Genomic DNA, 5196 nt, shown 5'->3' with positions numbered 1-5196 from the left:
TCTTCTGCTTTTGGCGCTGGTGTTGCTGGCTCTTCCGCTTTTGGTGCTGGCGCTACTGGTTTTTCTGCTTTCGGTGCTGGCGCCGCTGGTTCCTCCACTTTTGGCGCTGGTGCCGCTGGTTCCTCCGCTTTCGGTGCTGGCACCGTTGGTTCCTCCGCTTTTGGTGCTGGTGCTGCCGGTTCCTCTGCTTTTGGTGCTGGTGCTGCTGGTTTTTCTACTTTCGGTGCTGGCGCTGCTGGTTCCTCTGCTTTTGGTGCTGGTGCTGGTGCCGCTGGTTCCTCTGCTTTTGGTGCTGGTTCCTCTGTTTTTGGTGCTGGTGCTGCTGGCTCTTCTGCTTTCGGTGCTGGCGCTGCTGGTTCCTCTGTTTTTGGTGCTGGTGCTGCTGGCACTACTGCTTTTGGTAATTCTGGTTGAACAGCTGGTTCTACTACTGCTCCACCCAATACTTCTTTATTTTTAGGTTTTACTGGTACTTCAGGTTTTACAATAGCACTTTCCTTAACAGTACTTTCTGAAATATATTCTCTTCCATCATTTTGAGTTGATTGTTTTTCTACTAACTCATATACTTTATATACAACTTTTGCTTCAATTGTATTTCCATTTAATTCATTACTATATGAAACTGATTTTTCTACTAATTCTCTTACTGCACTTGTATTTGGCAATATTCTTCCTTTAGTGCTTTCTTTTAAGATAGAAGCATTATTGTTATTTATACTTGCATCTGGTTGAACTATCTTAGATACTTGACCTTTTTTTAGATTACCTAAATTATAAGTATAATTTTTCCCATTAATTTTGGCATATACAATAGCTTCATAAGTATCTCTCTGTGCAGTCACATGAAATACTATGTCACCATTGATTTCTTCTGAAGTAATAGTAAGATCTTGTGTTGTTTTATTACTGCTTGTTTCGGAAACATTACCTACTTTATTCTCAGCAAATACAGCTAGTGGATTCGCTAATGTAAATAATAATACACTTGCAGTAGCTACTTTTGATATTTTTTTCATTTAATTTCCTCCTAAATTGTTGGTTGTTTTTTATAAAAATGAAGGTCACTTCCCCTTCCATTATTCTCCTATTTTTCTTATTTGTCAAGTATATAACATCCAAATATTTGAAAATTTATTTTCAGCAATAATTTTCATTTTTCATCTTATTATACTTATAAGATTTTTTATTTATAATAATTTACTTTTTTTCAATTTTAATTGTATTTTATTTGTAACTAATCAATCTTAATGTATAAATTCAAATCAATTCTTTTGACAAATCCTTTATTTCATGGTTTAATATACCCCGTAAGGGTATATTAGGAGGTATAATAATGTTTTTCTTATTCACAAAAGTAGATAGTATTTCTACTATCGAGCTAGAACAAAAACTTAAAGAAAATATTCAATTAATAGATGTAAGAACACCTGGAGAATTTCGAAGGGGACATATAAAAAATGCAAAAAATGTTCCACTTAATGAAATTGGTCAATTTACACCAATAACAGATAAAAAAGTATATGTTATTTGTCACTCTGGAGCTAGAAGCAAACTTGCAGCAAAAAAACTAAAAAAGAAAGGATACGATGTTATTAATATCCAAGGCGGTATGCATGCATGGAGAGGCAAAACAGTCTAAAATTACTAATATTGAAAGGAAAAAATCATGAAAAACAATATTTCAATGAAAGATTTTTATGAAAAGTATAATAATGAGGAACTTATGATTCTTGATGTAAGAGAAAATCACGAGTATGAAGCAGGGCATATTCCTTCTGCTAAAAATTTTCCTCTGAGTACTCTAGGTATAGAATTCACTAGATTAGATAAGAATCAAAAATACTATGTAATATGCCAAGCTGGTGGACGTTCAGCTAAAGCATATGATTTTTTAGAAACTCAAGGATTCGATGTAACAAATATCGAAGGTGGTATGAATAATTGGCCTGGAGAAACAAAATAAAATATTAAACAATAAAAACAACCAATTTTCACTATATTAAGTTCTCGTTAATATAAAATTAATACATCATCAAAAAAGACTTGTTCCTAAAATTATTTAGAACCAAGTCTTTTTATCATTTCTTTAAACTATTTATTTTTTACTATATATTTTATAGCTTTTTCTATTTTTTCTTTCTGCTCTACAGGATTTTCTAAGGGGTTATTAATGCATTCCATAAGATTTTCTGTTATTAATAACTCAATAACACGATCAACACTTGAACGAACCGCACTTAATTGAGTTATTATATCAATACAATCTCTCTCTTCTTCTATCATTTTTTGAATCCCTCTAAGTTGTCCTTCAGAACGTTTAAGGCGCGTAATATACTTCGATTTTGCCATGTTTATTTTCCTCAGTAGATTTTTTTTCATTATACCGTGAAAAATTTATTTTGTCAAAATTTAAAAAATTTTTAAGTTTTTATTTTTTTATGTTTTTATATTGAAAATTCCTAAAAATCTAACCCCAATTATTCTTTCAAAATAATAAATCTGATTCAAAGATTTTCTTGTATACTCAGTATATTAACAATTAATTTTTAAAATAAATTTACTTCCTTTACCATATTCACTTTCTACTAATATGTCTCCATTTATTTGTAAGGCTAACTGTTTCGCTATTGCCAAACCTAAGCCATAACCACCTGTTTTCATATTTCTTGATGCTTCAACACGATATAATCTTTTAAAAATATTATCAATCTCTTCTTCTTTTATACCGCAACCTTCATCAATTATAGAAATAGATAATTCTTGATTTTTTATTTCGGCAACTATTTCTATTTTTGTCCCGCTTGGTGAATACTTAAATGCATTACCTATTAAATTCACGATAATTCTTTGAATTTTATTGTAATTACTTACTATTTTAGCATTCTCAGGAATAACTTTAATATAGATATCTCTTTTTTCTTTTTCTGCTCGCAACTTAAACTCTGACATACAGTCAATCAATAATTTGTCTAAAAATATTGTTTCATTTTTATCATCTTCACTAGTATCTTTAACACTTAAAGTTAAGTAATTTAATTCTTCAACAAGTTTATTCAACCTTGTCGTTTGACGACAAATTGTTTCTAGATAATATTTATATTCTTCTTCTTTTATTATTCCATCTAACATACCTTCTGCCGTTGATTGAATTGAAGTTATAGGAGTTTTTATATCATGAGATAACTGGGCTATCATAAGAGATTTTTCTTTTTCACTTTCTTCTAATGACTCAAAACTTTCTTTTAAATGTTTTGCCATTTCATTGAATGATAATGATAGTTCTCTAAACTCAGTAGGACCTTCTACAGTATTTCTAATATCAAAATTTTTCTCAGTTATACTAATCGTTTGTCTCTTTAGAACACGTAATGACTTAAATACACCTTTTAGTAATATAATACTAATCGTAGCTCCAATTAGCCCCGCAATTATTGTAATTACAACTATAAAATATGTATCTTTTTTTTCAATTAACATTAAATTTGAAGCCCAAAAAACAGCCATAATAGTTATTAAAAATGATAAAATATATCCAACAATAATATAATCTTTTAATTTCATACTATATTTCCTTTCCATTTTTAAACTTGTTTTTCCATTTTGTATCCTAGACCCCATACAGTTTTTATACTTGGTGTTTTTTCTGTTGAATATTTTGTTAAGATTCTCCTTAATGAGTGTATATGCACGTTTAATGTATTTGCATCTTCAACATATTCGTCTTGCCAAATTTTTTCATACAATTCTGTTTTAGAAAAAACGCGCTCTGGATTATTGGCCAGTAGCCATAATAATTCAAAAGATTTCACGGTTAGTTCTAATTGTCTATCATTTACCATAGCAATTCTACTATTATAGGTAATTTTCAAATCACCTAAAGTTAAAATATTTTCACTACTATTTTTCTCAATTCTACGTAGTATATTTCTAATTCTTAAAACTAATTCTCTTGGACTAAATGGTTTTACTATATAGTCATCTGCCCCCAAACTTAAAGCGTAGATTTTATCTGGTTCTGTTGTTTTCGCTGTTATGAATAAAAATGGTTGTTCCTCATCTAAATACTGTACTTCACTGATTAAATCATAACCATCCATATTGGGCATCATTATATCTGTAATTATTAAAGAATATTTATTTTTCTTGTATTTCTCTAAAGCTTCTTTACCATCATTAGCGATATCAACATCATATCCACCTTGCTCTAAATATCGTTTATTTATCTCCGTTATTTCTATTTCATCATCTACTAATAAAATTTTATTAACCATATTTAACTCCTCTTATCAAAATAGTACTATACAATAAAAGTATAGCACTATTTCGATAAAATCTACAAGTTTATTTTATTTATTAATTATTTTTTCTTCTGAATCCTAATAGACCTAAGAAGCTTGCAATGATTAATCCTAGTAATCCAGTATTTGATGAATTTGTTGAACTCATTGTTCCTTCAGGTGCTGCACTTGTTTTTGGTAGAATACCTTTTTTCATCATTCCATTACTCATATGAGTATTCATAGTCATATTATCTTGCATCATATCTTTATTCATATGAGAATCCATAGTCATATTATCTTGCATCATATCTTTATTCATATGAGAATCCATAGTCATATTATCTTGCATCATATCTTTATTCATATGAGAATCCATAGTCATATTATCTGGCATCATAGCTTTATTCATACTAGATTCCATAGACATATTATCAGATTTACTCATATTCATTACTTTTCCACTTACATTTGAATTCATTGAACCAGTATCTGTATTATTTTGCATCATATCTTTTCCTGGTTTCATGTCCATTTGCTTAGTTTCTTTGTGTAGATTTATAGTCACTTCTTTTGTCGCTACTACATTTGTTAGATCCGCTTTTCCGTCTTTTTCACCATATATTTTTATTGTAGCTTTGTAGCTTTGTGTTCCATTTGCTTTTAATAAGTCTAGTAACTCTTTATCTGATTTTCCTTTTGTTCCTGCTAAGTCTACTTCATAGAAGTATAATCCTTTCCCTAGTTTTTCTAATGGTAATAATGCTGGATTTTTCGCTGATCCATTATCTGACCATGGTGCTTTGTCTGATGATTTCAAGATTAATCTTGTTAACATTCCATCTCCACCAAAGAATTCATAAGGAATTACTTGATTTACTCCAGCTGTGAATGGTCCAGGGAAGTTTGCTTTATC

The 5196-nt window shown here is 30.0% G+C and carries 7 protein-coding genes; 2 read left to right on the top strand and 5 right to left on the bottom strand.

Annotated features, from left to right (window positions below):
- Positions 1 to 1019: hypothetical protein (locus O5Y44_RS08655; protein WP_371465993.1), on the bottom strand; the 1019-nt coding region annotated here is incomplete at its 3' end.
- Positions 1020 to 1336: 317 nt separating this feature from the next.
- On the opposite strand from O5Y44_RS08655, the gene O5Y44_RS08650 reads away from it, so the two are divergent.
- Positions 1337 to 1642, top strand: coding sequence for a rhodanese-like domain-containing protein (locus O5Y44_RS08650; RefSeq protein WP_371465992.1), 306 nt, complete (start codon positions 1337 to 1339; stop codon positions 1640 to 1642).
- 27 nt (positions 1643 to 1669) lie between these two features.
- Positions 1670 to 1966 carry a rhodanese-like domain-containing protein gene (locus O5Y44_RS08645; protein WP_371465991.1) on the top strand — a complete coding sequence of 99 codons (297 nt, stop codon included), beginning with the start codon at positions 1670 to 1672 and terminating at the stop codon, positions 1964 to 1966.
- Positions 1967 to 2094: 128 nt separating this feature from the next.
- Here O5Y44_RS08645 and O5Y44_RS08640 read toward each other — a convergent pair whose 3' ends face one another.
- The 4 genes from O5Y44_RS08640 to O5Y44_RS08625 all read right to left on the bottom strand — a co-directional run.
- A complete protein-coding gene (locus O5Y44_RS08640) occupies positions 2095 to 2352 on the bottom strand; it encodes a metal-sensitive transcriptional regulator (protein WP_371465990.1) in 258 nt (85 codons plus the stop codon).
- A gap of 183 nt (positions 2353 to 2535) precedes the next feature.
- Complete coding sequence (locus tag O5Y44_RS08635; protein WP_371465989.1) at positions 2536 to 3564, bottom strand: HAMP domain-containing sensor histidine kinase; 1029 nt, start codon at positions 3562 to 3564, stop codon at positions 2536 to 2538.
- 20 nt (positions 3565 to 3584) lie between these two features.
- A complete protein-coding gene (locus tag O5Y44_RS08630; protein ID WP_371465988.1) occupies positions 3585 to 4274 on the bottom strand; it encodes a response regulator transcription factor in 690 nt (229 codons plus the stop codon).
- Between the two features lie 82 nt (positions 4275 to 4356).
- A partial coding sequence (locus O5Y44_RS08625) for an SSURE domain-containing protein (RefSeq protein WP_371465987.1) occupies positions 4357 to 5196 on the bottom strand: 840 nt, incomplete at its 5' end.

The sequence above is a fragment of the Gemella sp. 27098_8_155 genome, from assembly GCF_041433725.1.
Lineage (GTDB): Bacteria > Bacillota > Bacilli > Staphylococcales > Gemellaceae > Gemella > Gemella haemolysans_D.
The sequence above is the reverse complement of the archived record's forward strand: the minus strand, read 5'-3'. Positions and strand labels throughout refer to the sequence as shown.